Genomic DNA, 25,079 nt, shown 5'->3' with positions numbered 1-25,079 from the left:
ATGGGCATTGGGAACCTACACATTGTCAGCCCGTTCGTCCGCACAATAATTAGGCAGATGGCGCACTTCGCAGGCAATTATGCTTCGGCGATGCCATGTCCCCAACGATGTGCTCGCAGTTCGCGCCATCTCGTCACCGTTTGCTTCGAACCGAAAACTGGACAATGTTTGCCCACAACAAGGATCGGGTTTGAGCCAATGCGGATCGGCAATCGATGATCAATGAACTTCTATCTCCGGCCGAAATGGGCGAGGCTGATCGGCTGGCAATCGCCACTGGGCCGCTGGCCGGCATAGACCTTATGCGCAATGCCGGTGCGGCGGTCGCCTCGGTGGTGCTCAGGCGTTACCCGGCGGCGCCTGTCCACGTGCTTTGTGGCCCCGGCAACAACGGCGGTGACGGCTACGTCGTCGCCAGCTTGCTGCATGACAGCGGCGTCGACGTAACCGTGTGGGCATCCGGCCTAGCCAAGGATGGCAGCGATGCCGCTATCGCCGCCTTGGAATGTCCGGTCGATCCCAGGCCGCTATCGGCGTTTGCCGCCGAAGCGGGCGCGATCGTGGTCGACGCGCTTTATGGAGCAGGACTGTCCAAGCCGCTGGCCGACGACGCCGCCAGGGCAGTTGAGGTCGCGGCCGAACTGAACCTGCCTGTCATCGCGGTCGATCTGCCCTCAGGCGTGTCAGGCGAGAGCGGCCAGAGTCTCGGCCAGGCATTCCGCGCCCGGATCACGGTGACGTTCGTGCGAAAAAAGCCCGGCCATCTGCTGTTGCCCGGGCGCGAGATGTGCGGCGAGCTGGTGCTCGCCGATATCGGCATCGGCGACGGCATCATTGCGCAGCTTGAACCGCGGACCTTCGAGAACACCCCGCCGCTTTGGATAGGAAACTTCCCGGTTCCAGCCGTCGATGCCCATAAATACAGGCGCGGCCATGTCGGCGTCTTTTCCGGCGGGCCGTCGGCGACGGGTGCTGCACGGTTGTCGGCGCTTGCCGCGGCCAGAAGCGGGGCAGGGGCGGTGACCGTGCTGTCGCCGGCGAACGGGCTGCAGGTAAATGCCGCGCATCTGACCTCGATCATGCTGCGCAAGAGCGACAGCATCGCGGACGTAGAGGAATTCATCGGCGACCGCCGGCCGTCGGCTCTCGTCCTCGGCCCCGGATTTGGCGTCGGTGAAAAAGCCCGCGACTTTGGCCTCGCCGTGCTGGGCGCCGAACAGCGGCAGGACGGCAGGATCGACGGACTGGTGCTCGATGCCGACGGCATAACCTCGTTCCGCAGTACGCCGGACGTGTTGTTCGAAGCCGCGCGTCGTCCGAACGCGCCGGCGCTGGTGCTGACGCCGCATGAGGGCGAATTCGCCAGACTGTTTCCAGACATCGCCAAAGACAAGAACCTGTCCAAGCTAGCCAGGGCGCGCACTGCCGCCAAGCGCGCCGGTGCAATGATCGTCTACAAGGGCGCGGACACGGTGATCGCGGCGCCCGATGGCAGGGCGGCGATCAACGGCAATGGCGCGCCATGGCTGGCCACCGCCGGTTCGGGCGACGTGCTGTCGGGCATCGCGGCCGGGCTGCTGGCGCAAGGCATGCCGGCTTTCGAAGCCGCCTGCGCGGCGGTCTGGATTCATGCCGAGGCCGGCAGCCGTTTCGGACCTGGACTGATCGCCGAGGACCTGCCGCTGGCGTTGGTGCCGTTACTGCGCGAGCTTGCCGAGACCCGCAACAGGGCAGCCCCTCGATGAACCGCCGGTTCGCGCTGCTTGCCGCAATCTTCGTCGCCGTTTTCATGGCGCATACCGCGCGCGCAGAAGGTCCGGTGACCATCGTCGACGATCCGGCCGTGCTCGCCGCCCTCGACGCCAAGGGTTTTGGCTTCGCCGGCATTTTCGGCGTCGATGGCAAGGGCGACCTGAAGACGCTCTATGACAAGGCGCCTGCCTATCACCAGATCGTCGAAACGTTTGCCGGCGATGTCGCTGCGCTGCGGGCCGAGATGAAGGCCGGCGGGCGACCGCTCTACGAGGTCACCGACGGCAATGTCGGCCGCATCATGGACATGCGCTGGCTGAAGACGAATGCCGCGCGCTTCCGGCTGGTCGGTATCGTCAACCGGCTCGACCGGCGCGATTTCACCGATGCGCGTGGCGACGGGCGCTGCGGCGAGGTGCGGTTCATCTATCGCCTTGCCTACAGCTTCAAGAAAAACGGCAAGGTTCTGGCCTCGCGCCTGCCGTTCAATTTCAATGCCATCTACACTGTTGCGCCAGACGCCGATGGCGGCTGCGTCGGCGTGGCCGGGCGCTGGACGCCGCAGCTCGACGAGGCGGTCGATATTGGCTGGCTCGTCGGCGGGCCGCTGGAAAAGGCCGGGCTGGCCTTCAAGCAGCTCGAGCTCAACGCTCAGGTGGTGCGCTTTCCCTCCGGCCAGGAGACCGAATTCGGCGGGCAGGCTGCCTATCTCATGCGGATTTTCGGTATCGATGGAGAAACGGTCAGCGAGAAGCCGCTGGAAAACACGCCCGACACGACGCGGCTTGCCGAAGACGCCGCGCTGAAAGCGAAACTCGCCGGCTATATCAGCGCCAATCTCGCGGCGGTTGACCTTGGAGTCTACGAAATTCCCGATGAATTCCTGGCGAAGAAGGTCGTCTCGTGGTCGACCTTCGGTAGCGTCAGGCAGGCGAACCATCCTTTCACGCCGCTGTTCCAGCCGGTGGATTTTGCCGGGCTCGATTATTCGGCTCTGGACCTGGTGCGCACGCCGGAGGCTCTGGTCGAGCGGTTGGACAATGGCGCCTGCCAGGGTTGCCATCAGGCGGGTTCGACCGCCGGGTTCCATTTCATCGGCCTCGACGACAAGACGACGTCGCCGCTGAACCGCATCGAGGTCGGCATCTCGCCGCATCTTCATGCCGAGATGTCGCGGCGCGAGGCCTGGCTGCGCGCAACCGTCGAGGGCAAGGAGCCGAATCGCTTCCGCCCGCTCTCCTTTGCGCCTCGGGCTAATTGGCAGGATACCGGCGATCTCGCCTACGTGCCGGCCGGGATGGCGATGCCGTGTCTGATGCCGGAGGACGCGGCCCGCTTCGGCTCGACATGGCAATGCGGCGACGGCACTGTCTGCACACCGCTAGCCACCGCATCGGGCGTGCGCACGACGCTGGCGCAATGCCTGCTGCCCACGGACAGCGGAAAGATGTTTTCCGGCCATCCATGCCTGGCCGGCTCGATCGCCAGCAACGGCACGCAGCCCTTCAACGATCGCTACAGCATATCAGGTCAGTTCGCCGCCTTTGCATCAGGCATTTCGCGCACCGCCTTCACCTGCCGGCCACCGAAGATCGGCGTGCCGGCGGGCATCGCCTATCGCGGCTGCGACGGCAACGATCGCGCCTTTGCCGCGTTCAAGCCGGGCAAGCCGATGCCGAACGAGATCTGCGGGCTGGTCGGCGGGAAAAAGTTCGACACCTGCGTGGCGACCAACAATTTCGACCAGTGCCTTGGCGGCGCGGTCAACCGCGGCAACCGGCCGGCCTGCTCGGCCGATCGTTTCTGCCGCGAGGACTATATGTGTCAGTCGCTGCCATCAGACACGCCGGGTATCGGCAAGGTGAAGGGCATCGGCTTCTGCTCGCCGACCTACTTCATTTTCCAGATGCGCATAGACAACCATGCGACCCCCTGGGCGGGCGCTGTCCGCGCCACCATGGGGGCGGGGTTTGGCGCGGCGGAAGCGGAGTGAGCTTTTGCAGCGGCCGCTTTCGCGCTGTCGACGATGTCACAACGGAATGTTGTCGTGCTTCTTCCAGGGGTTCTGCATGTCCTTGTTGCGAAGCATTCGGAGCGCTCGCGCAATGCGGCGGCGAGTCGAATGCGGCATGATCACCTCGTCGACATAGCCGCGTTCGGCGGCGACGAAGGGCGACAGGAAGCGATCCTCGTAAGCCTTTGTATGTCCTGCGATTTTGTCCGCGTCTCCGATGTCCTTGCGATAGATGATCTCGACCGCCCCCCTGGCGCCCATCACCGCGATCTGCGCCGTCGGCCAGGCATAGTTCATGTCGCCGCGCAGATGCTTTGACGCCATCACGTCGTAAGCGCCGCCATAGGCTTTTCTGGTGATGACGGTGATCTTCGGAACGGTCGCCTCGGCATAGGCGAACAAAAGCTTGGCGCCGTGCTTGATCAGCCCGCCATATTCCTGCGCGGTGCCGGGCAGGAAGCCCGGAACGTCGACGAAGGTGACGATCGGAATCGAGAAACAGTCGCAGAAGCGCACGAACCGCGCCGCCTTGCGGCTGGCATCGGAATCGAGCACGCCCGCCAGCACCATCGGCTGGTTGGCGACGAAGCCGACCGTGCGGCCTTCGACGCGCCCGAAGCCGGTGACAATGTTTTTCGCAAAATTCTGCTGGATCTCGAAGAAGTCACCCTCGTCGGCAACTTTAAGGATCAACTCCTTGATATCGTATGGTTTGTTGGCGTTGTCGGGGATCAGCCGATCGAGCGACAGATCGTGATCGGTAACCGACTGGTAGCATTCGATCTCGGGAATCTCCGCCGTGTTGGAGGCGGGCAGCAGATCGACCAGCCGGCGCATCTGTAACAGCGCCTCGACGTCGTTATCGTAGGCGCCATCGGCGATCGAGGACTTCGTCGTGTGGACGGAGGCGCCGCCAAGGCTCTCGGCGGTCACCGTCTCGTTGGTGACGGTCTTCACCACGTCCGGCCCGGTGACGAACATGTAGGAGGTGTCGCGCACCATGAAAATGAAATCGGTCATGGCAGGCGAATAGACGTCGCCGCCGGCGCAAGGGCCCATGATCAGTGAAATCTGCGGGATGACGCCGGAGGCCAGCACATTGCGCTGGAATATCTCGGCATAGCCGCCGAGTGCCGCCACGCCTTCCTGGATGCGGGCGCCGCCGGCGTCGTAGAGGCCGATGATCGGCGCGCGGTTGCGCAACGCCATCTCCTGCACCTTGACCACCTTTTCGGCATGGGCCTCGGATAGCGAGCCGCCGAACACGGTAAAATCCTTGGCGAAGACATAGACGGGGCGGCCGTTGACGGTACCCCAGCCAGTGACGACGCCGTCGCCGGCGATCTTGGTCTTCTCCATGCCGAAATCGGTCGAGCGATGCTCGACATACATGTCGAACTCCTCGAACGAGCCCTCGTCGAGAAAGACGTCGATGCGTTCGCGCGCGGTGAGCTTGCCCTTCTTGTGCTGTGCGTCGATGCGGGCCTGGCCGCCACCCATGCGCGCCATGTCGCGGCGGCGCTCGAGTTCCTTCAGCACGTCCTTCATCGGTCGACCCCCAAAAACGGAAAGCTGACTTGTGGTAATCATGCCGGCAGGCGAGCGCAAGCGCAGCTTTCGCCGCCGATTTGCTGCATTGCAACATGACGCCCCTTGCATTCCGCGGCGAACTGGGCCATATGCGGCGGCATAGGCGCTTGGGCCGGGCAAGATCCGGCCTTCTCGACGAATGAGACTGGTTGCGTCTGTTTTCCCTCTTTCCCGTTGATCGGCAAGGTGGCGAAAAAGCCCCGTGGCATGATGCCTGCGGGCACGACAGCGCAGCCGAGTGGGCATTTACGTCCACCCGCCTTGTCGTTTCATATCAATTTTTTCGACGGCAGGTTGCGCCCTGCCGCCATCGCTGTTTGCGGCCACAGGCCGCGTGAAAGAAGACTATTTTGACCAACGAAAACACTTTTGTCGGTAACACCACCTCGACCGGTAATACTGCGGAACTCACCGGTTTCGCAGCCCTTGGAATTACCGGCGCGCTGCTCAAGGCGACCCATGGCGCCGGCTTCACCGAGCCGAAGCCGATCCAGCTGCAGGCGATCCCGCCGCAGATGGAAGGCCGTGACATCTTCGGCATCGCGCAGACGGGCTCCGGCAAGACCGCGGCCTTCGCCCTGCCGATCCTGTCGAAGATCATCGCGCTTGGCACCAAGCGCCGTGCGAAGACCACACGTGCCCTGATCCTGGCGCCGACGCGCGAGCTCGCCGTACAGATCGAGGACACCATCAAGATCCTCGCCAAGGGCGCGCATGTCTCGACCGCGCTCGTGCTTGGCGGCGTCTCGCGCTTCAGCCAGGTGAAGAAGGTTGCGCCCGGCGTCGACATCCTGATCGCCACGCCCGGCCGTCTGACCGATCTGGTGCGCGAGGGTGACCTCATCCTCTCCGACACCAAATGGCTGGTTCTGGACGAGGGCGACCGCATGCTCGACATGGGCTTCATCAACGACGTCAAGCGCATCGCCAGGGCGACAGCGCCCGACCGCCAGACGGTGCTGTTCTCGGCCACCATGCCGAATGAAATCGCCGAGCTGGCCAAGGGCCTGCTGAAGAACCCGATTCGCGTCGAAGTGGCGCCGCAGAGCACCGCGGCGGCGGAGATCGTGCAGGGCGTCGTCTTTGCCCGCACCAAGCAGAAGCGTCAGGTGCTGTCGACGATGCTCGCCGACGAGGCGATGAAGTCCGTCATCATCTTTTCGCGCACCAAGCACGGCGCCGACAGGGTGACCAAGGACCTCGAACGCGACGGCTTCAAGGCCGCCGTCATCCACGGCAACAAGTCGCAGAACGCCCGCCAGAAGGCGCTGAACGATTTCCGCGAGGGTTCGGTGCGTATACTTGTGGCGACGGACATTGCAGCGCGCGGTATCGACGTGCCCGGCATCAGCCATGTGGTGAATTTCGACCTGCCGGACGAGGCGGAGAGCTACGTCCACCGCATCGGCCGCACTGGCCGTAACGGCATGGACGGCATCGCCATCACGCTTTGCGACCCGTCCGAAAACAGCAAGCTGCGCCAGGTCGAGCGTATCATCCGCACCAAGCTGCCGATCGTCGCCGACCATCTCGGAAGCCCCGACCCGCAGCGCAATCCCGCCGAAAAGAACGAGCGCTTCGAGCCAGCCAATGATCGCAACGATCGCAATGGCCGTCGCGACGGCAGGCGGCCCGGCGGCCAGAACAACGGCAAGAAGCGTTTTGGCGACAAGCCGGCCTTTGCCGGCGAGCGCAAGCCGGAAGGCGCAAAGCCCTTCAAGGGCAACAACAAGCGCCGTTTCGGTGGCAAGCGGCCCGCGGCACGGGCTGCGTAACCAGACAGGTGCGTCCGGCCGAGCCTGTTGGGCTTGGCCAGGGCTGACACAGGGCAGGGCGATCGAAGCGATGCTTCGGTCGCCCTTTTCTTTCGTGGAGCGCGCCTGCTATTCCGTGAGCGCCTTGACCCACACCACGATACGCTGCGCGAGGAAAGCCGTGGTTGCCGGCGACAGCGCGTCGCCGGCAATGACGTGGTTGTCCCGATCGCCGGTATCGTCGACCGGCACCAGTTCGTGCGCGGCGCCCCAGCGTCCGGCGATTTCGCGGGTGCGGTCCGGCCGCACGATCTTGTCCGAATCCGAAAAGATGAACAGGGCAGGAATGCTCGCCTTTTCCACCAACGCGCCATAGGCAAGCTCGGTCAGCGCCACCATCGGCAGCGTCGCGGCGATCGGGTAGCGGTAGGTCCAGAATTTCTCGTGCAGCGCATTGCGCGGCACGAAGCTGCGCTCCTTGCCAGCGATCAACTCGGCGATCTCTCGGCCCCAAGGCATGGTTAGGAGTTCGGCGCCGGAAGCCTTGACGCCGAAATTCGGTGAGATGAATGCGACTGCCGCCACTCCGTTCGACCCGCCCGGCTGCGTCGCGGCCCATGCCGCCAGTGAGCCGCCGGTGGAAGTGGCGATGACGATCACCTTTTCGCCGATCGCCCGGCCGATGGCGAGCGCTTCCTCATAGTCGTTGATCCAGGCGTTGATACTGCCTTCGGCCATCGCGGCACCGTCCTGTCCGTGGCCGGTAAGGCGGGTGTAGAAGAGATTGGCGTCGAGTTGGTCGGCCACCTCGTCGGGCAGCGGACGCACTTCACCCTTCGACGCCGAGAAGCCGTGGATATAGACGATCGCGAGTGGCGTCCTGGCATGGATCATCGGATTGGCCCAGATGATTTCCTTCTCCAGCCCGTCGTGGATGCCAGGTACGGCAGCCTCCTTGCGGGCCAGATAGGCTTGCGGGTCATCGCCGATCACGGAAGGATCGAAACGGATCGTGGTGTCGGCCTGGACACGTGGGCCAAGCACGAAGCCCAGGATAAGAATGACGGCGAGACCAACTACCGCAAGCACGATCCGTCGCCCCATTGCAAACTCCACGCAACAATTCTCAACCTATGGCCGCAGCTGCAAACACGCAACGGGCCGTCCACCGGCTATGGTATCGTCGACTTGACGAACGGCTCTATTCGCTCGGCGGCTTCCTGTCGAAATTCAGTGGACGTGCGTTCCAGCGGGTGGCGGTGCTGATCACCCACCGGCAGAACGGTCTCGGCAGGATTCTGAGCAGCTTCAGGCCCCAGCTCAAGCGGCGCGGGAAGGTGACTTCGAAGCCGCCTGACCTGATGCCGCGCGCCATGCGGCGCGAGGCACGATTGACGGGCATCAGCCCAGGCATCGGAAGCAAATTTTTCTCGGTCAGCGGCGTGTCGACGAAGCCCGGATTCATCACCTGGACGCGGACGTTCATCTTGTCGAAATCGTATTTCAGCGATTCCGCCAGTATGTTGATCGCCGCCTTGGTGCCGCCGTAGGCGGCCGTGGTCGGCCAGCCAAAATAGGCGGTGACCGAACCGACCAGGACGATATGGCCGCGCCCGCGGATGCGCATGCGTTCGATTACCGGCACCAGGCCGTTGATGATGCCGAAATAATTGACGTCGAAGGACTGGCGAAACCCGCGGACGCTGAGGTCTTCGCCGGCTGTCGCAATATAGCTGCCGGCATTGAAGACAGCCAGGACGATCGGGCCGAGATCCTTCTCGATCGCCGCGACCGTCTTTGCCATGCGTTTCTCGTCGGTGACGTCGCAAGGATAGGCCGTGACATGGCCAGGCATCTGCGCCGTCTCGACGATAAGCGAAACGATCGGATCGTCGTCCAGTGCCGTCACCGCGACGGCATAGCCCTGAGCCGCAAGATCCTTGGCCAGTGAACGGCCGATGCCGCTGCTGCCGCCCGTGATCCAGGCGGCGCCGTGCCTCGGGTTGGCCCGATAGAGTGTCATGCTGTGCCCTGCGACTTTTTCTTAGCTGTGCTCTACCGATGAAGAAATCGAATGAAAAGAGTACTTTTCAGCGCAAGCATCCAAATGAATGCCGGAACGCGATGTCTGTTTCGGGAATTGCAATCCCAGAAATGCCGCTGGACCAGACAAATTCTAGCCTTGAAACCGAAGCTTCGGGTTTCTAGGGTTTGGCCGCACGCATAAAGGAATCTCCATGCCCCGTTCTGTGATCGACGTGATCGGCAACACGCCCTTGATCCGCCTCAACAAAGCCTCGGAAGAAACCGGCTGCGAGATCTTGGGCAAGGCCGAATTCATGAATCCGGGCCAGTCGGTCAAGGATCGCGCCGGGCTGTTCATCATCCGCGACGCCGAGCAGCGCGGGCTCTTGAGGCCGGGCGGCGTCATCGTCGAGGGGACGGCCGGCAACACCGGCATCGGTTTGACGCTGGTCGCCAAGGCGCTCGGCTACCGCACCGTGATCGTTATCCCCGACACGCAGAGCCAGGAGAAAAAGGACACGATCAAATTGCTCGGCGCAGAGCTGATCGAGGTTCCGGCGGTGCCCTATAAGAACCCCAACAATTATGTGAAACTGTCGGGCCGCCTGGCCGAGCAGATGGCGCGGTCCGAGCCGAACGGCGCGATCTGGGCCAATCAGTTCGACAACGTCGCCAACCGCGACGGCCATATCCGCACCACCGCGGAAGAAGTCTGGGCCCAGACCGGCGGCAAGGTCGACGGCTTTGTCTCTGCGGTCGGCTCCGGCGGAACGCTGGCCGGAGTCGCCTTCGGACTGAAGGCCAAGAGCAGGAACGTCAAGATCGCGCTCGCCGACCCGTTGGGTGCGGCGCTCTACAGTTTCTACACCAGCGGTGAGCTGAAATCCGTGGGCAACTCGATCACCGAAGGCATCGGGCAGGGGCGGATCACCGCCAACCTGGAGGGGTTCACACCGGATTTCTCCTTTCAGATTCCGGACGAGGACGCGCTGCCGATCGTCTTCGACCTGATCCAGGAGGAGGGCCTGTGCGTCGGCGGCTCGACCGGCATCAACATTGCCGGCGCGATCCGGCTGGCGCGTGAACTGGGCCCTGGCCACACCATCGTCACCGTGCTTTGCGACTACGGCACGCGCTATCAGTCGAAACTGTTCAACCCGGAATTCCTGCGCCAGAAGAAGCTGCCGGTGCCAGGCTGGATGGAAGAACGGAGCACGATTTCGGTGCCGTTTGAAAAGGTCGCGTGATGGCGCACAATACGGAAGCCCTGTTTCGCGACGACGCCTATCTCAGGACGGCTGACGCCATGGTTGTCGCCGTCAACGATCGTGGCGGCATCATTCTGGACCGGACGATCTTCTATGCCACGTCTGGTGGGCAGCCGGGCGATATGGGCACCTTCGAACGCGCTGACGGCAGCCTGATCGCCGTTGCCGCGACCATCACCGGCGAGACCAAGGACGAGATCATCCATGTACCGCCGCCGGAGCAGCCGGTGCCGGTCGTTGGCGAGCGGGTGAAGCTTGCCGTCGACTGGGAGCGTCGGCATCTGCTGATGCGCATGCACACAGCCTGCCATTTGCTTACCGTCGTCTGCCCGTTCCCGATCACAGGTGCGGCAGTTTCCGAGGACGACAGCCGTATCGATTTCGACATACCGGATGCCGGCTTCACCAAGGAAGACGTCACGGCCAAACTGATGGAGCTGGTGCGGGCCAATCATCTGGTCTTTGTCAGGCTGATCACCGACGAGGAATTGGCAGCCAATCCGGTACTGATTAAATCCAAGAACGTGCGACCGCCCGTCGGCACGGGCAAGATCCGTCTGGTCTGTATTGGCGAGAATGCCTCGATCGACAGCCAGCCTTGCGGTGGCACCCATGTGAAGAGCACTGGAGAGGTCGGCGAGATCCACGTCGGCAAGATCGAGAAGAAGGGCCGCGAGAACCGACGCTTCCGAATACGCTTCGGACCGTTGCCGGCGGCCGGATAGATAAGCTTTGCCTACCAGGCAGGAGAAGAAGAATGGCCGTAGACAGTCCTTTCACCGTCGATGCTGAGTGGCTGCAGAGGCGTCTTGGCGAGCCGGGCCTGACGATCGTCGACGCGTCCTGGTATCTGCCGGCGCAAAAGCGCGACGCGCGCGCCGAGTATGACGCGGCGCACATCCCGGGTGCAGGGTTCCTCGATCACGATGCGATCTCGGATCCCGATTCTCCACTGCCGCACACGCTGCCGTCGCCGCAGCATTTCGCCCAGTACGTCGGCGCCATGGGCATCTCGGCCGACGACACCATCGTCGTCTATGATGGTCCGGGCTTCTTCTCGGCGCCGCGCGCGTGGTGGATGTTCCGCGTCATGGGTGTGTTCCAGGTCTATATATTGGATGGCGGCTTCGATCGCTGGAAAGCGGCGGGACGGCCGGTGACGGCGGAGCCGACGAAGATCGCGCCTTGCGTTTTTCATACCGACTTCGATGCCGCTCGCGTCGCCAGCCTTGCCGACATGCGCCGGATCGTCGGGACGAGGGAAAGCCAGGTCGCCGACGCCCGGTCTGCCGGCCGTTTTGCCGGTACCGAGCCGGAACCTCGCGCGGGCATTCGCTCAGGCCATATGCCTGGCGCGCGCAATGTGCCGTCATCGGTGCTGGCTGAAAATGGCGAGTTGTTGTCGAAAGACCGCTTGCGCAGGGTGATCGAGGACGCTGGCATCGACCTGTCCAAACCGGTCGTCACCTCATGCGGCTCAGGCATTACGGCGGCCGCGATCACGCTGGCGCTCGAGACGCTTGGCCATACCGACAACAAGCTCTACGACGGCTCATGGACGGAATGGGGTGGGCTTTCCGACACGCCCGTCGTGACGGGCAAGGACTGACGGGGATGGAGAACGGAGCGCTGGAAGACATCGAGGTCACGGTGACGTTTCTCGAAATGCATGTGCCGCCGGCCTATTCGCCGCCGGTGCCCTACAACCGTCAGATCGCGCTGCTGAAGACCAAGGACATTCCGCTGCATTTCTACCGCTACCTGATGGATCGGGTGGGCCGCAAATGGCACTGGGTCAACGTGCTGAGGCTGAACGACGAGGAGCTTTCCGCGGGCGTCCACCGCGAAGACCGCGACATCAGGGTGCTGTATCTCGATGGCGCGCCGGCCGGCTTCTTCGACCTCAAGCCGCATCTGCCGGAGGAAGTGGAACTCGCCTATTTCGGCATGATGGAGCATGCGACCGGGCAAGGCATCGGTCGTTGGTTTCTGGGTGCGGCGATCGCTGCCGCCTGGTCGCACGGCCCAAGGCGGGTGACGGTGCAGACTTGCACGCTTGATCATCCGGCGGCATTGCCGCTTTACCAGAAACTTGGCTTTGAGCCGGTGGCGCAAAAGAAGGAGATCGTGCATCCAATGGCTTTCGCCGAGCGCGCGGCCAGCGTCATGCGACCGTGACTTCCCCGAAAGCTGAACCGTTCGTTCATCAAAGTTTCAGCTTGTCTTTGCCATCTTGCCGGCACCATCAATGGGCTGAGCCTCGAAGGAGAAAAGACATGCTGACCCGACGCATATTTGCCGCTGCGGTTATTGCGGCACTCGCCATGCCGACGCTTGCCGCCGCCCAAGCGACCACGCCGTCGGCCGCGACGATCGAGCGCCAGCTCGAGGCGGCGCCCCGGGTGAAGCTGCGCCGCAATCAGCGCGTCACCATCCGCGAATTCAAGAGGCGGCCGGACCTGCGGCGCATGGCCCGCTCGATCGATATCCAGTCGATCAATTTCGCCTTCGGCTCGGCGGCGATTTCCAGCTCGCAATACGACAAGATCGAAAACATCGCCGATGCGCTTCTGCGCATCCTGCGGCGCGACCCGGGGGCACGCGTGCTGATCGAGGGCCATACCGACGCGGTCGGCTCCTTCCAGTCGAACCAGATCCTGTCCGAACAGCGCGCCGCGTCGCTGAAGCGCACCCTGGCGCGCGAATTCGGCGTGCCGCGTTATGCGCTGGAAACCGTCGGCTACGGCGAGGAGTTCCTGCTGGTGCAGACGCAGAACGAGAATTGGCGCAATCGCCGGGTGACGCTACGCCGGTTCGACGACTTCATCCGCTGAGCCTGTCCGAAACCCGCATTGGGCGCCATCTGAAGGCGTCCTCTGCGCTTCCGGTGGTCACGGTCTGATTTCGGCACAGGGCCAGGTCACGGCAGTCTGGATCAACACTCAAAAGACAGGCCGGCTTGAATGAGCAGGGCTCTTTCCATATCGCTGGTCTTTTCAAGGTGCGATTGGAGGACCAGACGATGGCGGTACGAGTGGTGATGGCCGGGGCGACCGGCTGGGTCGGCAAGGCGCTGGTTCCGGCGATCGGAGCGCAAGGCGACATGGCGTTGGCCGGGGCTGTGTCACGCAGCGGCGCGGGGCAGGATTCCGGCCTGCTGGTTGGTATGCCGGCCAATGGCGTCACCGTTTCCGCCTCGCTGGCCGAGGCCCTGGAGGTGCCGTCGGATGTGCTGGTCGACTACACCAAGCCGCACGTGGTGAAGGACCATGCGCTGCTTGCCATCGAAAAGGGGCGGCATGTGGTGATCGGCACATCGGGGCTCGGGACCGCCGACTATGCCGAGATTGATGCTGCGGCGCGCGCCAATAACGTCGGCGTCATTGCGGCCGGCAATTTTTCGATCACCGCCACGCTGATGAAGCGCTTTGCCCTGATCGCAGCGAAATACGTGCCGGATGTCGAGGTCATCGACTATGCCAGCGCCAAGAAGCCCGACGCGCCATCCGGCACCGCGCGCGAGCTTGCCGAAGCGCTGGCCGACGTTCGCCAGGCTTCGACCGCTCGGCCGGTCTCGGAGGTCTCCGGTGTGCCGGGAACGCGCGGTGCAGCGGTTGGCATGGGCGAGGGGGTGCAGGTGCATGCGGTTCGCCTGCCTTCCTACATCCTGTCCTGCGAGGCGCTGTTCGGCCTGCCCGACGAGCGGCTGACCATTCGCCACGACGCCGGCTCGTCCGCTGCTCCTTACGTGGCGGGTACGCTGCTCGCCATCCGGCGGGTGCAGGAGGTCACGGGGCTGGTGCGAGGCCTCGACGCGCTGATGGATTGATCCAAATTGGCAGGAATCGGGTGGGAAGCGCTGGCGCAACGGCGTAATTTCCGGTCGACGGTACCGGAGATTTTGCCATGACCATCCAGTTCAAAGCCTTGCCCACGGAAGATGTGAGAGCCTTGCAGTGCGGCGGGCCGGACGCCTATGGCCTGATACCAGAGCGCAAAATATCCGATGGAGACGGCGTGCCCTGCCGCCATTGCCTGAAGAACGTGGCCGCTGGAGAAGCCTATCTCATCCTGGCCTACCGGCCATTCCCCGAATTGCAGCCCTATGCCGAGACCGGGCCGATCTTTCTGCACGCCGAGGAATGCGAGCGCGCCGCCGGGAGCGAGGCGCTTCCCGAAGTGCTTGAAAGCACCGACTACATCGTGCGCGGCTACGGTAAGGACGACCGCATCGTCTATGGCAGCGGCGGCGTCATCCCGACGGGCGCTATCGCGGCGCGGGCGGAAACCTTGTTCGAGCGCGACGACATCGCCTATGTGCATGTACGCTCGGCGCGCAACAATTGCTACCAGTGCCGGATCGAACGCGCCTGACGATCCGGGCGGCATACATCGGCCACGACTGTCGTACGCCTGTCGCAATGCTGCGTTATGGGATGATTGTCGATCGATTTGCCGACCGCGGATGAACCGGCGGGAAGTCTCGATACCAGAGGAAGCGGGGCTTTGGCTCCGCTTTTTTGTTGTCTGGATTTCCAGCGCCGTATCTTTTCCGAACAAAGAAAAAGCCCGCCGGAATGACCGGCGGGCTTTGACTGTTGTCTGGACGGTTCTAGAGCGGGATGGGATTTGTAGGAGTCGTAGGATTCCCAAATCAGCAATGATCTGATTCAACATCGATGCTGGGAAGGAGGCCAGCATGGATGGCATCATATTCGATGGACCTTCGCGAACGGGTTGTGGCAGCGGTCAAGCAGGAGGGCATGTCGCGGCGTGCGGCGGCGGCTCGCTTTGGGGTCAGCTACAGCGCGGCGATCGAGTGGCTGAAGCTTTTCGAGGAGACCGGCAGCGTCAAGCCCCGCCAGGTCGGCGGCTATAAGCCGAAGAAGATATCGGGGGCGTGGCGCGACTGGCTGGTCGAGCGTTGCCGGGATAAGGCCTTCACCTTGCGCGGGCTTGTCGCCGAACTTGGCGAGCGCGGCCTGAAGGTCGACTATCGTTCGGTGTGGGAGTTCGTGCACGCCGAGGGGCTGTCGCATAAAAAAAGACGCTGATCGCCGCCGAGCAGGACCGTCCCGATGTGGCGCGCCGGCGGGCGCAGTGGGTTCAGTATCAGGGCCGGATCGACCCCGCCCGCCTGGTGTTCATCGACGAGACCTGGACCAAGACCAACATGGCCCCGCTCAGGGGCTGGGCGCCGGTCGGACAGCGGATCAAGGCCAAAGTTCCCAATGGCCACTGGAAGACAATGACCTTCCTGGCAGCGCTACGCCAGGATCGCGTCGACGCGCCTTGGCTCATCGACGGGCCGATCAACGGCGAGAGGTTCCTCCTCTATGTCGAGAAGGTTCTCTCGCCGACCCTTCGTCCGGGCGACATCGTCGTCTTGGACAATCTCGGCAGTCACAAAGGCAAGGCCGTGCGCCGCGCGATCCGAAACGCCGGCGCGAGGCTCTTCTTCCTGCCGAAATACTCGCCCGACCTCAATCCGATCGAACAGCTCTTCGCCAAGCTCAAGCACTGGCTGCGAAAGGCCGCAAAACGGACCGTCGAAACGGTTTGCGACGCCATCGGCCAGATTCTCAACCGCGTCACACCTGTCGAGTGCTCAAATTATTTCGCAAACTCAGGATATGACTGGAGGTAATCTCATCCCGCTCTAGTTGAACTTGTACTTCGCACCGATACGAACGGTGTGGAACGAAGGCGTGGAGGTGAGGCTGTCGTCCGGCGCCCCGATTTCCGACGAAAAATCCTTCTCGGAGAACTGCGAGTAGCGGTACTCGAGGCCGACGGTCACGTTGCTGGACATGGCCGTTTCCAGACCACCACCCACCGAGAAGCCGCTGGAGTCCCAATCGAGGATATCGCCGATGGGTGAAGATGCATTCAGATCGAAGTGCTGCCAGCTGTAGCCGCCGAGCACGTAGGCGAGGGTTGATTCGTTGACCTTCATACCGACACGGCCAAGCACATCGAAACCGTAATCAGTATCCAGGTTAATGGATCCGCCCGGAACTTTCAGCTCCGAAGTCATGCCGGAGTAGCGAGCGTCAACCATGACACCTGCCACCCAGTTGCCGAAATCATGGTCATAGCCGACGTTCAATTCACCGAACACGCCTTCGCCGCCGAGCCCGTTGAATTCGAGGCCAACCGGCGGAACGTCGATCTGATGCACGGACGCACCCGCACCGGCCGCGCCGCCGACGTAGAAGCCTGTCCAGTTGTAGGCAGGGGCTTCAAAGGAGGCGGCGCCGCCATTCTGGGCGCCAAAGCGATAGTTGGCCGCAACCTGGAACGTATGGCGCGACGTGTCGAGGTTGAGGGTGCCATCCGGCGCACCGAGATCGGCAAGAAGATCATCCTTGGTGCCGAAGCGGGTGTAGCGATATTCAGTTTTGATGGTCCAATTGCTGTTGACGGCCGTTTCGACGCCAGCGCCGACGAAGTAGCCGCTCTGGTCCCAATCGAAATCAAAACCTGCGTTCGTGTCGAGTTTGTATTTCTGCCAGGAATAGCCGCCGAGCACATAGCCCAAGGTGTTTGGCGTGAAGAGGTAGCCTGCGCGCAGACCAGCGTCAAAACCGTAGGTCTCCTGGACCGAAGCATCCAATCCGGTAACGTCGAGCGTGGTTTCAATGTTGCCGACATGGGCGTCTAGAAGTCCGCCGATCAGGAAGCGCGGCGACACCATATAGTCGTACCCAACGGTCAGTTCACCGTACACGCCCTCACCGCCAATGCCGTTCAACGAGACGCCAGGAAGGAGATCGCCGCTAAGCTCGTGGACATTGGCGCCGGCGCCAACGCCAAAGCCGACATAGATGCCGCTCCAGTTGAAGCCCGATGTCTCGACGACCGGCACAACCGCGTCGGCGGCATGGGAAGCCGATCCGAGCGCCAGAACGGAAACTGCGCCAAGAAGAAGAGATTTTGCGAATACTTTGCTGGTCATTAGCCCCTACCTTATTAAAACCCGAAATCTCCCTAGCATCGGTCCATGGCGGCGGCTGTAACAAAAAAGCCACAGAAAGGCGTATTGCACGCAAAACGCGCAAAGCCGGTCTGCTTGCGGAAAATGAAATCTGCTTGTGGAAAATAATGAGCCGCCGAGGGCCTCAGCGGCTCTGTCGGGAGACGGATCAGCGGCCGAGTTCAGGCGGCGAGAACGGCCTTCGGCTCGACCATCTCATAGCCGAGTGCTTCGGCCACCGCTCGGTTGGTGATCTTGCCCTTGTGCACATTGAGCCCGTTGCGCAAATGATGGTCGTCGACCAGCGCCTTCAGGCCCTTGTCGGCGAGTTGCAGGCCGTAATACAGCGTCGCGTTGTTGAGCGCGTGGGCCGAAGTGACCGGCACCGCGCCCGGCATATTGGCAACGCAATAATGGATGACGCCATCGACCTCATAGGTCGGCTCGGCATGAGTCGTGGCGTGCGAAGTCTCGAAGCAGCCGCCCTGGTCGATGGCGACGTCGACCAGCACGGCGCCTTTCTTCATGCCCGACAGCATTTCGCGGGTAACGAGTTTCGGCGCGGCGGCACCCGGGATCAGCACGGCACCGACGACGATGTCGGCTGAAAAACATTCCTCTTCCAGCGCCTCGACGGTCGAGTAGCGGGTGTGGACGCGGCCGCCGAAGATATCGTCGAGCTGGCGCAGGCGCGGGATCGAGCGGTCGATGATGGTGACGTCCGCGCCAAGGCCGGCCGCCATCCGGGCGGCATGCAGGCCGACGACGCCGCCGCCAAGCACCGCGACCTTGCCGGGCAGCACGCCGGGCACGCCGCCGAGCAGCACGCCGCGGCCGCCATTGGCCTTCTGCAGCGCGGTGGCGCCGGCCTGGATCGACAGGCGGCCGGCCACTTCCGACATCGGCGCGAGCAACGGCAGGCCGCCTCGATCGTCGGTGACCGTCTCGTAGGCAATGGCCGTCACGCCTGAAGCGAGCAAGCCCTTGGTCTGCTCCGGATCCGGAGCGAGATGGAGATAGGTGTAGAGGATCTGGCCGTCGCGGAGCTGGATCCATTCGTTGGGCTGCGGCTCCTTGACCTTGACGATCATGTCGGACTTGGCGAACACGTCGGCGGCCGTCTTGGCGATGGTGGCGCCTGCGGCGCGATAGGCGTTGTCGTCGGCACCGATGCCGGCGCCGGCCCCGGTCTCGACCAGCACTTCGTGGCCATGCGCGAGATATTCGCGGACCGAGCCCGGCGTCAGGCCGACGCGGTACTCATGATTCTTGATTTCCCGGGGGCAGCCGACGCGCATTTTCTTCTCCTGATCCGGCCCTTCTGGGCACGTTCCCTGTTTGGAGGTAGTGAACCACGAATCGTTGCGTAAGTGTTTGCGAATACGCTTGCGCAAGAGCGCGCGGCTCGATAATCGTTGCGCAAAATGGCCGGATTATCGCAGGAATCCCGAAAAATGCCGCTCGACAGGATCGATATCGCCATTCTCGAAACATTGCAGAAGGATGGGCGGATACCCAACGCGGCACTTGCCGAGAAGGTCGGCCTGTCGCAGTCGGCCTGCTCGCGGCGGCTGGACAATCTGGAGAAATCCGGAACCATCCGCGGCTACCATGCCCGGCTTTCCAACGCAGCCCTTGGCCACCAGATGACGGCGATCGTGCATATATCGCTCTCGGGACAATTCGAGAAGACGTTGTCGGATTTCGAGGCAGCGATAAAGCGCTGTCCGAACGTGCTGTCCTGCCACCTGATGTCGGGTGAATACGACTACATCCTGCGCATCGCGGCAAAGGACCTCGTCGACTACGAGCGCATCCACAAGGAGTGGCTGTCGGCAATGCCGCATGTGACGAAGATCAATTCGTCCTTTGCCTTGCGCGAGATCGTCGACCGCACGGCTGTGGGGATGAAGCCGGAACTTGCCTGATGCATGTCGCCCCAAGAGCGCGCAGCGGTTTTGGGGTAACGACAAGCATATTACAGCTCAAGCGCATCGCATAAATCCCTTCAGGCGATGCGCTTTAGGCCTAGCATGCCTCTGTCACCACCCGGTCCATCGGAATGTCGTGCGGCTGCGGGTAGATGGTGGCGATGCGCTGCAATTCGTAGCCGACACCGATAACCAGCGGCTTGAACGGCATCGCCGCCAGCGTGCGGTCGAAGAAGCCGCCGCCATAGCCCAGGCGATAATGTCCCGGGTCGATGCCGACGATCGGCGAAATGACGACGTCTGGCAGCGCCGGGTCGCCTTCAGCCGGGATCGGGATATTCCAGACGCCCTTCTCCAGCCGGTCGCCCGGTGTGTAGGCGCGGAAGATTAGCGGCCGGCCTTTCTCGACGACAACAGGCAGTGCGGTACGGCCGCCGCGCTCATTGACGGAAGCCATCCATGGGCGCAAATCCGGCTCGCCGCGGAACGGCCAGTAGAGGCTGACCATGCGGCCGGCGATGTCGCCGATCACTGCGTCGAGGCCTTCGGCGATGCGTTGCGACATTGCCATTCGCGCGTCAGCCGAGACAGCCAGTCGGGCCGCAATCAGCCGCTCGCGCTCGGCCTTGCGCCAACGTTTCACGTCGGTCCAGTCGGATAGGGGCGCCCGGAATTCCGGGCCGAGCTCGTGCATGAAGCAAGGCGGCGAGGAATATTGCGCCGGATCGTCGTCGTCATGATCGCTGTCCAAGTTCCACTCCTGTCGGCTGTTTCGATGAAAATTATACGCGGCGGCAGGATAGGGCATGTACATTCGCGACATCTTGGGCCGGGCAGTCGGCAAAGCCGGATGTTGTTGCAGTGCACAAAATACCTATACCAACCAGCCCTGATAGAATCGCTCTCCAATCTGCCCTCCCGGTCAACCGGCTCTCCCGGCCAACCTGCTCTCGCGGAGTGAAAGAAGATGAACGAACCCAGCCATCATATCGTCGTCGTCGGGGCGGGGTTTGGGGGTCTCGAATTCACCCGCGCGCTTTTCGGCGCGCCGGTGCGCATCACCATGATCGACAAGCGCAACCACCATCTCTTCCAGCCGCTGCTCTACCAGGTGGCGACCACGGCGCTCGCCACCTCGGAAGTCGCCTGGCCGATTCGTCATCTCCTGCGCAAGCGCAAGGACGTGACGACGCTGCTCGCCACCGTCAGTGGTGTCGACCGCGCCGGCAAACGCGTCCTGCTCGAGGACGGCGGCATGGTCGCCTATGACACGCTGATTCTGGCCACCGGCGCCCGCCACGCCTATTTCGGCCACGACGAATGGGAGCCTTTCGCGCCGGGGCTGAAGACGCTGGAGGACGCCACCACCATTCGACGGCGCATTCTGCTCGCCTTCGAGCGGGCCGAGCGGGAGACGGATCCCGCCAAGCGCCAGGCGCTGCTGACACTGGCGATCGTCGGTGGCGGACCGACCGGCGTGGAACTGGCCGGCACCATTGTCGAACTGGCGCACGACACGCTGCGCGGCGAATTCCGCAACATCGATACGCGGCAGACGCGCGTGGTGCTGATCGAGGCCGGCGACCGTATTCTTCCCAATTTCGCGCCGAGACTTTCCGACTATGCCAAGAAGGCGCTCGAGCGGCTTGGCGTCACGGTCGAACTCGGCCGGCCCGTTACACGCTGCGATGCCGAGGGCGTCGTCTTCGGCGAAACGCACCTGCCGGCCAGGACAATCCTGTGGGCGGCGGGGGTCGCCGCTTCGCCGGCTGCCGAATGGCTGGGGGCGGCAGCGGATCGCGCGGGCAGGGTGCTGGTCGAGCCCGACCTGACCGTGCCGGGGAGTCCGGAGATTTTCGTCATCGGTGACGCTGCACACGCCCTGCGGCCCGATGGCCGAATGGTGCCCGGCGTGGCACCCGCCGCCAAACAGCAGGGTTGGCATGTCGCAGCGACGATCAGGGCCCGGCTTGCCGGCGACGCAAGCTTGCGTCCTTTCCGCTACAGGCATGACGGCGATCTGGCGACGATCGGCAAGCGCGCCGCCGCAATCGATTTTGGCTGGATCAAGCTCACCGGCTGGCCGGCCTGGTGGCTATGGGGCCTCGCCCACATCTACTTCCTGATCGGCTTTCGGAACCGGCTTGCGGTTTCGCTGAGCTGGCTATGGATCTACGTGACAGGCCAGCGTAGCGCGCGGTTGATCACCCAGGGCGACGACGACAAGAGCTGACGTTTACCAAGTGCCGCATAACGCTTTGAACACGAGGTTTTGCGCGTCGATTCGAAACCACGTCAATTCCGACTGCAGCGCGGTATCCGTCGCCATCACGCAGGCGGGCCAAAACGCCGCTTGATCACCGGCATGACAAGGTCCAGCGCATCCGTGGAAATGCCGCCGGAATAGCCGTCAGGCAGCTGGTCGATCAGTTCGGGATCGTCGAGCCCTTGCGAAAAGCCGCCGCCGGCATAGGGACCGAGCAGGTAGATGCGCGTGTCGACGCTATCCATCCGATCCAGAAAACGGTCAGGCCAGCCCCATAGCCATCGGGCGACGTTGATCGGGATGAGCAGGGTGTCTCGCCGGCACGCCTCCGGAATGTAGCCGCTCCAGCCGAGCGCTGCGTAGCGCAGGATGCATCGGGTCAGCGACGCGCGGCTCAGCGTATGCATGTCCGGCAGCGCCGCCTTGACCGCCGCGATCGGCCTGTCGCCGCCATAGACTGTCAGGCTGGCACGCTCGGCTGGCGCCAGCCTGGCGAGCCAGGCGGCCAACGCCTCGCCTTCCGCTGGGTCGTTGCTCTTGATGTTGATGTTGAAACGGCGGTTCGGGAAGCGCTGCAGGACCTCGTCTAGTGACGGCATCATGCCGATCCCCTTGCCGCGAAACGGGAAGGTCTTGCCGCCATCCGCCGTGTAGCCATAACCCACATCGAGCGTCTTCAACTCGGACATGGCATGGGCGCGCGTTTCTCCCTTGCCTTCGGTGCGGCAGTCCAGCGTCCAGTCGTGGAAGACCGCGAACTTGCCGTCCGTGGTCGGGTGGACGTCGAGTTCGAGAGCGTCAGCGCCAAGCGCGAAAGCGGCTTGCATCGAGGGAATCGTGTTTTCAAGGAAAGGATGGCGGGGTGGCAGCATGCGTTCGGCCGTGCAGGTGTCGGAGCCGAGATCCTTGCGGTCGAAATCCTGCGCCAAGCCGCGATGCGCAAGCACGGCTGGGGAGCCGGCCAGACGGCTCGACAGCAGCGAGCTGTTGTTGAGCCAGATGCCGCCCGCAGCGACGACAATGGCAATGAAGAGGATTGTCCGTTTGCGCAAGATGTGATTCCGATTCTTGCGCCGCATCTTGCGCCGGGATCGGACTTTTTCACGGCAATCGCCCAATGATGCGATGGCCCAAATCAGGGCGATGACGTCGCCGGCCTAGGCCCTGTAAACCACCTGGCGGACATCGATGTAGCTGGCGCGGAAGCCGGCTTCGCAATAATGCAGGTAAAACTCCCAGAGCTTCTTGAAGCGGTCGTCGAAGCCTAGCGGGACGATCTTTTCCCATGACGCCCAGAAGCGCTCGCGCCACTCGGCGATTGTGCGGGCATAATCGTCCGGGAAAATGCGCTCGCGCAGATGAGCAAGGCCATGGTCTTTGCCGAGCGTCTTCAGGATCGACGGCGTCGGCAGCATGCCGCCCGGGAAGACGTAGCGCTGGATGAAATCCGGCCGGGCGCGATAGGTGTCGTAGGCTTTTTCGTTGATGGTGATGATCTGCAGGCCTGCAGTGCCGCCAGGCCGCAGGCAATCCTTCATCTTGCCGAAAAACACGGGCCAGTATTTTTCGCCGACCGCCTCGAACATCTCGATCGAGGCGATGCGGTCGTAGGATCCGGTTTCGTCGCGGTAGTCTTGCAGCTTGATGTCGACCTTGTCGGCAAGACCGGCTTTCTGCACGCGCGCTCTGGCGAAGTCATGCTGCTCGCGGCTGATGGTCAATCCGGTGACGCGGCAGCCGATCTCGCGCGCGGCGAACTCGGCAAAGCCGCCCCAGCCGCAACCGATTTCCAGCACGTGGTCTTTCGCGCCGATGCCCGTGTCCTTGGCCAGCGCGCGATACTTGGCGGCTTGCGCGCTTTCCAGATCGTTGGCGCCAGTCGTATAGAGCGCCGACGAATAGGTCATGCTCGGATCAAGCCATTCCCTGTAAAAGGCGTTGCCGAGATCGTAATGCGCCGAAATGTTGCGCTTCGAACCGGTGCGGGTGTTTTGGTTGAACCAGTGGCGGACACGCTGGACGGTGTTGATCAGCCAGCTGGCGCCGCCGGCAAGGCGCTCTCCGATCTCCGAATTGACCACGAACAGTTCCAGGAAACTGGTCACATCGGGACTGTCCCAATCGCCGTCCATGTAGGACTCGGCGATGCCGATGGTGCCGCCTGTGAAGGCGCGGCCGGGCAAGCGCCAGTTCTTGAGCACCAGTTCAGCGTCCGGACCCGGCGCCTTGCCGCCGACGAGGACGGCGCGGCCGTCCGGCATCCTCACCTTGAGTGAGCCACGCGGCAGGTTCATCGCCGCCGACAAAACCATGCGCGCCTTGGCCGGCAGGCCTTTGACGGTTTCGGCGAAATTGAATTCGTCCAGCCTGACGGCGTCCTCCGACGCAATGTCGGCATGTTCCTTGTAACCCATGTCACGCCCCCCAGACTCTGCGGAGCCGGCGGAAAAAATGGCCAGTTTCCGCACTCTCGCGCAGTTCATTCGCCGGGTTCGACGCTCTCTGGTCCGGATAGCTCACCGGTCGGTACGGCAAGCCCGAACGAAAGTGCACCTTTGACCAGAGCTTCGGCACTTCCCGGTGAACCCCACCGCCAATCTTCCACGTCATCGATGCGAACTTCAAGAGGCAAGGCGGGAACTGGCTGGGCCAAGCGTCGGCCCGCGGCCTTCGACGACTTCACGACGGCAGGCAAGCAGAACTGGCAGAAAGATTTCGGGGGAGGGCGCTGGTCAACGCGGAATCCCTATGGTTGCAGCCGCTCCCATGCGATAGTTTTAGTCATGCGTTATGTTATCGTCATCTGCGCCGTCACGTTCTTCCTGATCTGGGACGGACTCTACAATCAAGGCAGCTATCTCGACACCACCGTCAGGGAGATAACGCGCATCGTGCGCTACATCACCAGCCTGGTGTAGCCGCACGTTGTCGGCGCGACATCGTGCCGGTTGACGCGACCGTTTTGCCCACACAAAACACGCCTGCATATCGATCGAGGAGGCTGGATTGATCCGGCATATCGTTTTTTTCAGCGCGCGGCACAAAGCGGATGTCGAGGCCGTGCGCACGGGCTTGCTGGCGCTGGGCAACATTCCCCATTCCCGTTCTTTCGAAGTGACGCTCAACACCAAGGTCGACCCGCTTTCGGACGAAATCGACGTCGTCGTCTACGCCGAGTTCGAGGATGATGCTGCTCTGGCCGCCTACAAGGCGCATCCGCTCTATGCCGAGACGACCAGCCTGGTCAAACCGCTGCGCGAACTGCGATATTCGGCCGATGTTGTGGCGGCGACCTGAAGAGAAATCGCCGAAGCGGGAGCAACGCGCTTCCCTTACTCCGTCTGAGTGGCGGTCGGCTCCGTCAGATCGGCGCCCGGCCGCTTGGGCGCGTTCCAGACCAGCATGGCAAGAACAGCGATCGCGACGACCGCTGCCGCTATGAACATGATATTTCTCATTTGGATGACGTAGGTTGGTTTTCGGCAGCCGCAAGTATTCCGGCT

Annotated in this window: 23 protein-coding genes; 15 read left to right on the top strand and 8 right to left on the bottom strand. The window is 62.9% G+C overall.

Annotated features, from left to right (window positions below; genetic code table 11):
- The first annotated feature begins 215 nt into the window (after window positions 1-215).
- Together AC0NID_RS22630 and AC0NID_RS22625 are read left to right on the top strand one after the other, a co-directional pair.
- Complete coding sequence (locus tag AC0NID_RS22630; RefSeq protein WP_473457194.1) at window positions 216-1,745, top strand: NAD(P)H-hydrate dehydratase; 1,530 nt, start codon at window positions 216-218, stop codon at window positions 1,743-1,745.
- The gene (locus tag AC0NID_RS22625; protein WP_473457196.1) at window positions 1,742-3,745 is read left to right on the top strand and encodes a hypothetical protein; all 2,004 of its coding nucleotides are present in this window, start codon (window positions 1,742-1,744) and stop codon (window positions 3,743-3,745) included. Before AC0NID_RS22630 ends, AC0NID_RS22625 begins: the two co-directional genes overlap by 4 nt.
- Before the next feature lie 36 nt (window positions 3,746-3,781).
- Here the strand turns inward: AC0NID_RS22625 and AC0NID_RS22620 are convergent, their stop codons facing one another.
- On the bottom strand, window positions 3,782-5,314 hold the full coding sequence (locus AC0NID_RS22620) for an acyl-CoA carboxylase subunit beta (RefSeq protein ID WP_473457198.1): 1,533 nt from the start codon (window positions 5,312-5,314) through the stop codon (window positions 3,782-3,784).
- A gap of 392 nt (window positions 5,315-5,706) precedes the next feature.
- Here AC0NID_RS22620 and AC0NID_RS22615 point away from each other — a divergent pair, with 392 nt between their 5' ends.
- On the top strand, window positions 5,707-7,131 hold the full coding sequence (locus tag AC0NID_RS22615) for a DEAD/DEAH box helicase (RefSeq protein ID WP_473457199.1): 1,425 nt from the start codon (window positions 5,707-5,709) through the stop codon (window positions 7,129-7,131).
- A gap of 108 nt (window positions 7,132-7,239) precedes the next feature.
- On the opposite strand, the gene AC0NID_RS22610 is transcribed toward AC0NID_RS22615, so the two are convergent.
- Entirely contained in the window at window positions 7,240-8,214 is a 975-nt protein-coding gene (locus AC0NID_RS22610) for an alpha/beta hydrolase (protein WP_473457200.1), read from the bottom strand.
- 97 nt (window positions 8,215-8,311) lie between these two features.
- Complete coding sequence (locus AC0NID_RS22605; protein WP_473457201.1) at window positions 8,312-9,133, bottom strand: SDR family oxidoreductase; 822 nt, start codon at window positions 9,131-9,133, stop codon at window positions 8,312-8,314.
- Window positions 9,134-9,347: 214 nt separating this feature from the next.
- Here AC0NID_RS22605 and AC0NID_RS22600 point away from each other — a divergent pair, with 214 nt between their 5' ends.
- The 8 genes from AC0NID_RS22600 (at window position 9,348) to AC0NID_RS22565 (ending at window position 16,050) form a co-directional block, all read left to right on the top strand.
- Entirely contained in the window at window positions 9,348-10,382 is a 1,035-nt protein-coding gene (locus AC0NID_RS22600) for a cysteine synthase A (protein ID WP_473457202.1), read from the top strand.
- The gene (locus AC0NID_RS22595) at window positions 10,382-11,128 is read left to right on the top strand and encodes an alanyl-tRNA editing protein (protein ID WP_473457203.1); all 747 of its coding nucleotides are present in this window, start codon (window positions 10,382-10,384) and stop codon (window positions 11,126-11,128) included. The genes AC0NID_RS22600 and AC0NID_RS22595 overlap by 1 nt, the downstream gene beginning before the upstream one ends.
- A 32-nt stretch (window positions 11,129-11,160) precedes the next feature.
- A complete protein-coding gene (gene sseA, locus AC0NID_RS22590) occupies window positions 11,161-12,012 on the top strand; it encodes a 3-mercaptopyruvate sulfurtransferase (RefSeq protein ID WP_473457204.1) in 852 nt (283 codons plus the stop codon).
- A gap of 5 nt (window positions 12,013-12,017) precedes the next feature.
- Complete coding sequence (locus tag AC0NID_RS22585) at window positions 12,018-12,581, top strand: GNAT family N-acetyltransferase (protein WP_473457205.1); 564 nt, start codon at window positions 12,018-12,020, stop codon at window positions 12,579-12,581.
- A gap of 98 nt (window positions 12,582-12,679) precedes the next feature.
- Complete coding sequence (locus AC0NID_RS22580; protein ID WP_473457206.1) at window positions 12,680-13,237, top strand: OmpA family protein; 558 nt, start codon at window positions 12,680-12,682, stop codon at window positions 13,235-13,237.
- 188 nt (window positions 13,238-13,425) lie between these two features.
- A complete protein-coding gene (dapB, locus tag AC0NID_RS22575) occupies window positions 13,426-14,232 on the top strand; it encodes a 4-hydroxy-tetrahydrodipicolinate reductase (RefSeq protein WP_473457207.1) in 807 nt (268 codons plus the stop codon).
- Window positions 14,233-14,309: 77 nt separating this feature from the next.
- A complete protein-coding gene (locus tag AC0NID_RS22570; RefSeq protein WP_473457208.1) occupies window positions 14,310-14,777 on the top strand; it encodes a DUF1203 domain-containing protein in 468 nt (155 codons plus the stop codon).
- 329 nt (window positions 14,778-15,106) lie between these two features.
- A protein-coding gene (locus AC0NID_RS22565; protein ID WP_473459538.1) for an IS630 family transposase occupies window positions 15,107-16,050 on the top strand; the annotation gives its coding sequence in 2 pieces (ribosomal slippage) (window positions 15,107-15,443 and window positions 15,443-16,050; 945 coding nt in all).
- A 12-nt stretch (window positions 16,051-16,062) separates the two neighbouring features.
- Here AC0NID_RS22565 and AC0NID_RS22560 read toward each other — a convergent pair.
- Both AC0NID_RS22560 and ald read right to left on the bottom strand, forming a co-directional pair.
- Window positions 16,063-17,361, bottom strand: coding sequence for an outer membrane protein (locus tag AC0NID_RS22560; RefSeq protein WP_473456216.1), 1,299 nt, complete (start codon window positions 17,359-17,361; stop codon window positions 16,063-16,065).
- Window positions 17,362-17,561: 200 nt separating this feature from the next.
- On the bottom strand, window positions 17,562-18,677 hold the full coding sequence (gene ald, locus AC0NID_RS22555; protein WP_473456217.1) for an alanine dehydrogenase: 1,116 nt from the start codon (window positions 18,675-18,677) through the stop codon (window positions 17,562-17,564).
- A gap of 156 nt (window positions 18,678-18,833) precedes the next feature.
- Here ald and AC0NID_RS22550 point away from each other — a divergent pair, with 156 nt between their 5' ends.
- Window positions 18,834-19,307, top strand: a complete 474-nt coding sequence (locus AC0NID_RS22550) for an Lrp/AsnC family transcriptional regulator (RefSeq protein ID WP_023675099.1) — start codon at window positions 18,834-18,836, stop codon at window positions 19,305-19,307.
- Between the two features lie 100 nt (window positions 19,308-19,407).
- On the opposite strand, the gene AC0NID_RS22545 is transcribed toward AC0NID_RS22550, so the two are convergent.
- The gene (locus AC0NID_RS22545; protein ID WP_473456218.1) at window positions 19,408-20,061 is read right to left on the bottom strand and encodes a 5-formyltetrahydrofolate cyclo-ligase; all 654 of its coding nucleotides are present in this window, start codon (window positions 20,059-20,061) and stop codon (window positions 19,408-19,410) included.
- Window positions 20,062-20,277: 216 nt separating this feature from the next.
- Here AC0NID_RS22545 and AC0NID_RS22540 point away from each other — a divergent pair, with 216 nt between their 5' ends.
- Window positions 20,278-21,543, top strand: a complete 1,266-nt coding sequence (locus AC0NID_RS22540) for an NAD(P)/FAD-dependent oxidoreductase (RefSeq protein ID WP_473456219.1) — start codon at window positions 20,278-20,280, stop codon at window positions 21,541-21,543.
- A gap of 95 nt (window positions 21,544-21,638) precedes the next feature.
- Here the strand turns inward: AC0NID_RS22540 and AC0NID_RS22535 are convergent, their stop codons facing one another.
- A complete protein-coding gene (locus tag AC0NID_RS22535) occupies window positions 21,639-22,655 on the bottom strand; it encodes a glycerophosphodiester phosphodiesterase family protein (protein ID WP_473456220.1) in 1,017 nt (338 codons plus the stop codon).
- A 78-nt stretch (window positions 22,656-22,733) separates the two neighbouring features.
- Window positions 22,734-23,990, bottom strand: a complete 1,257-nt coding sequence (locus AC0NID_RS22530; RefSeq protein WP_473456221.1) for a class I SAM-dependent methyltransferase — start codon at window positions 23,988-23,990, stop codon at window positions 22,734-22,736.
- Between the two features lie 369 nt (window positions 23,991-24,359).
- Here AC0NID_RS22530 and AC0NID_RS22525 point away from each other — a divergent pair, with 369 nt between their 5' ends.
- Entirely contained in the window at window positions 24,360-24,494 is a 135-nt protein-coding gene (locus tag AC0NID_RS22525; protein ID WP_276316413.1) for a hypothetical protein, read from the top strand.
- Between the two features lie 88 nt (window positions 24,495-24,582).
- Entirely contained in the window at window positions 24,583-24,873 is a 291-nt protein-coding gene (locus AC0NID_RS22520) for a Dabb family protein (protein WP_473456222.1), read from the top strand.
- Window positions 24,874-25,079: the final 206 nt, after the last annotated feature.

This window comes from Mesorhizobium sp. WSM4821 (genome assembly GCF_055901555.1).
The sequence above is the reverse complement of the archived record's forward strand: the minus strand, read 5'-3'. Positions and strand labels throughout refer to the sequence as shown.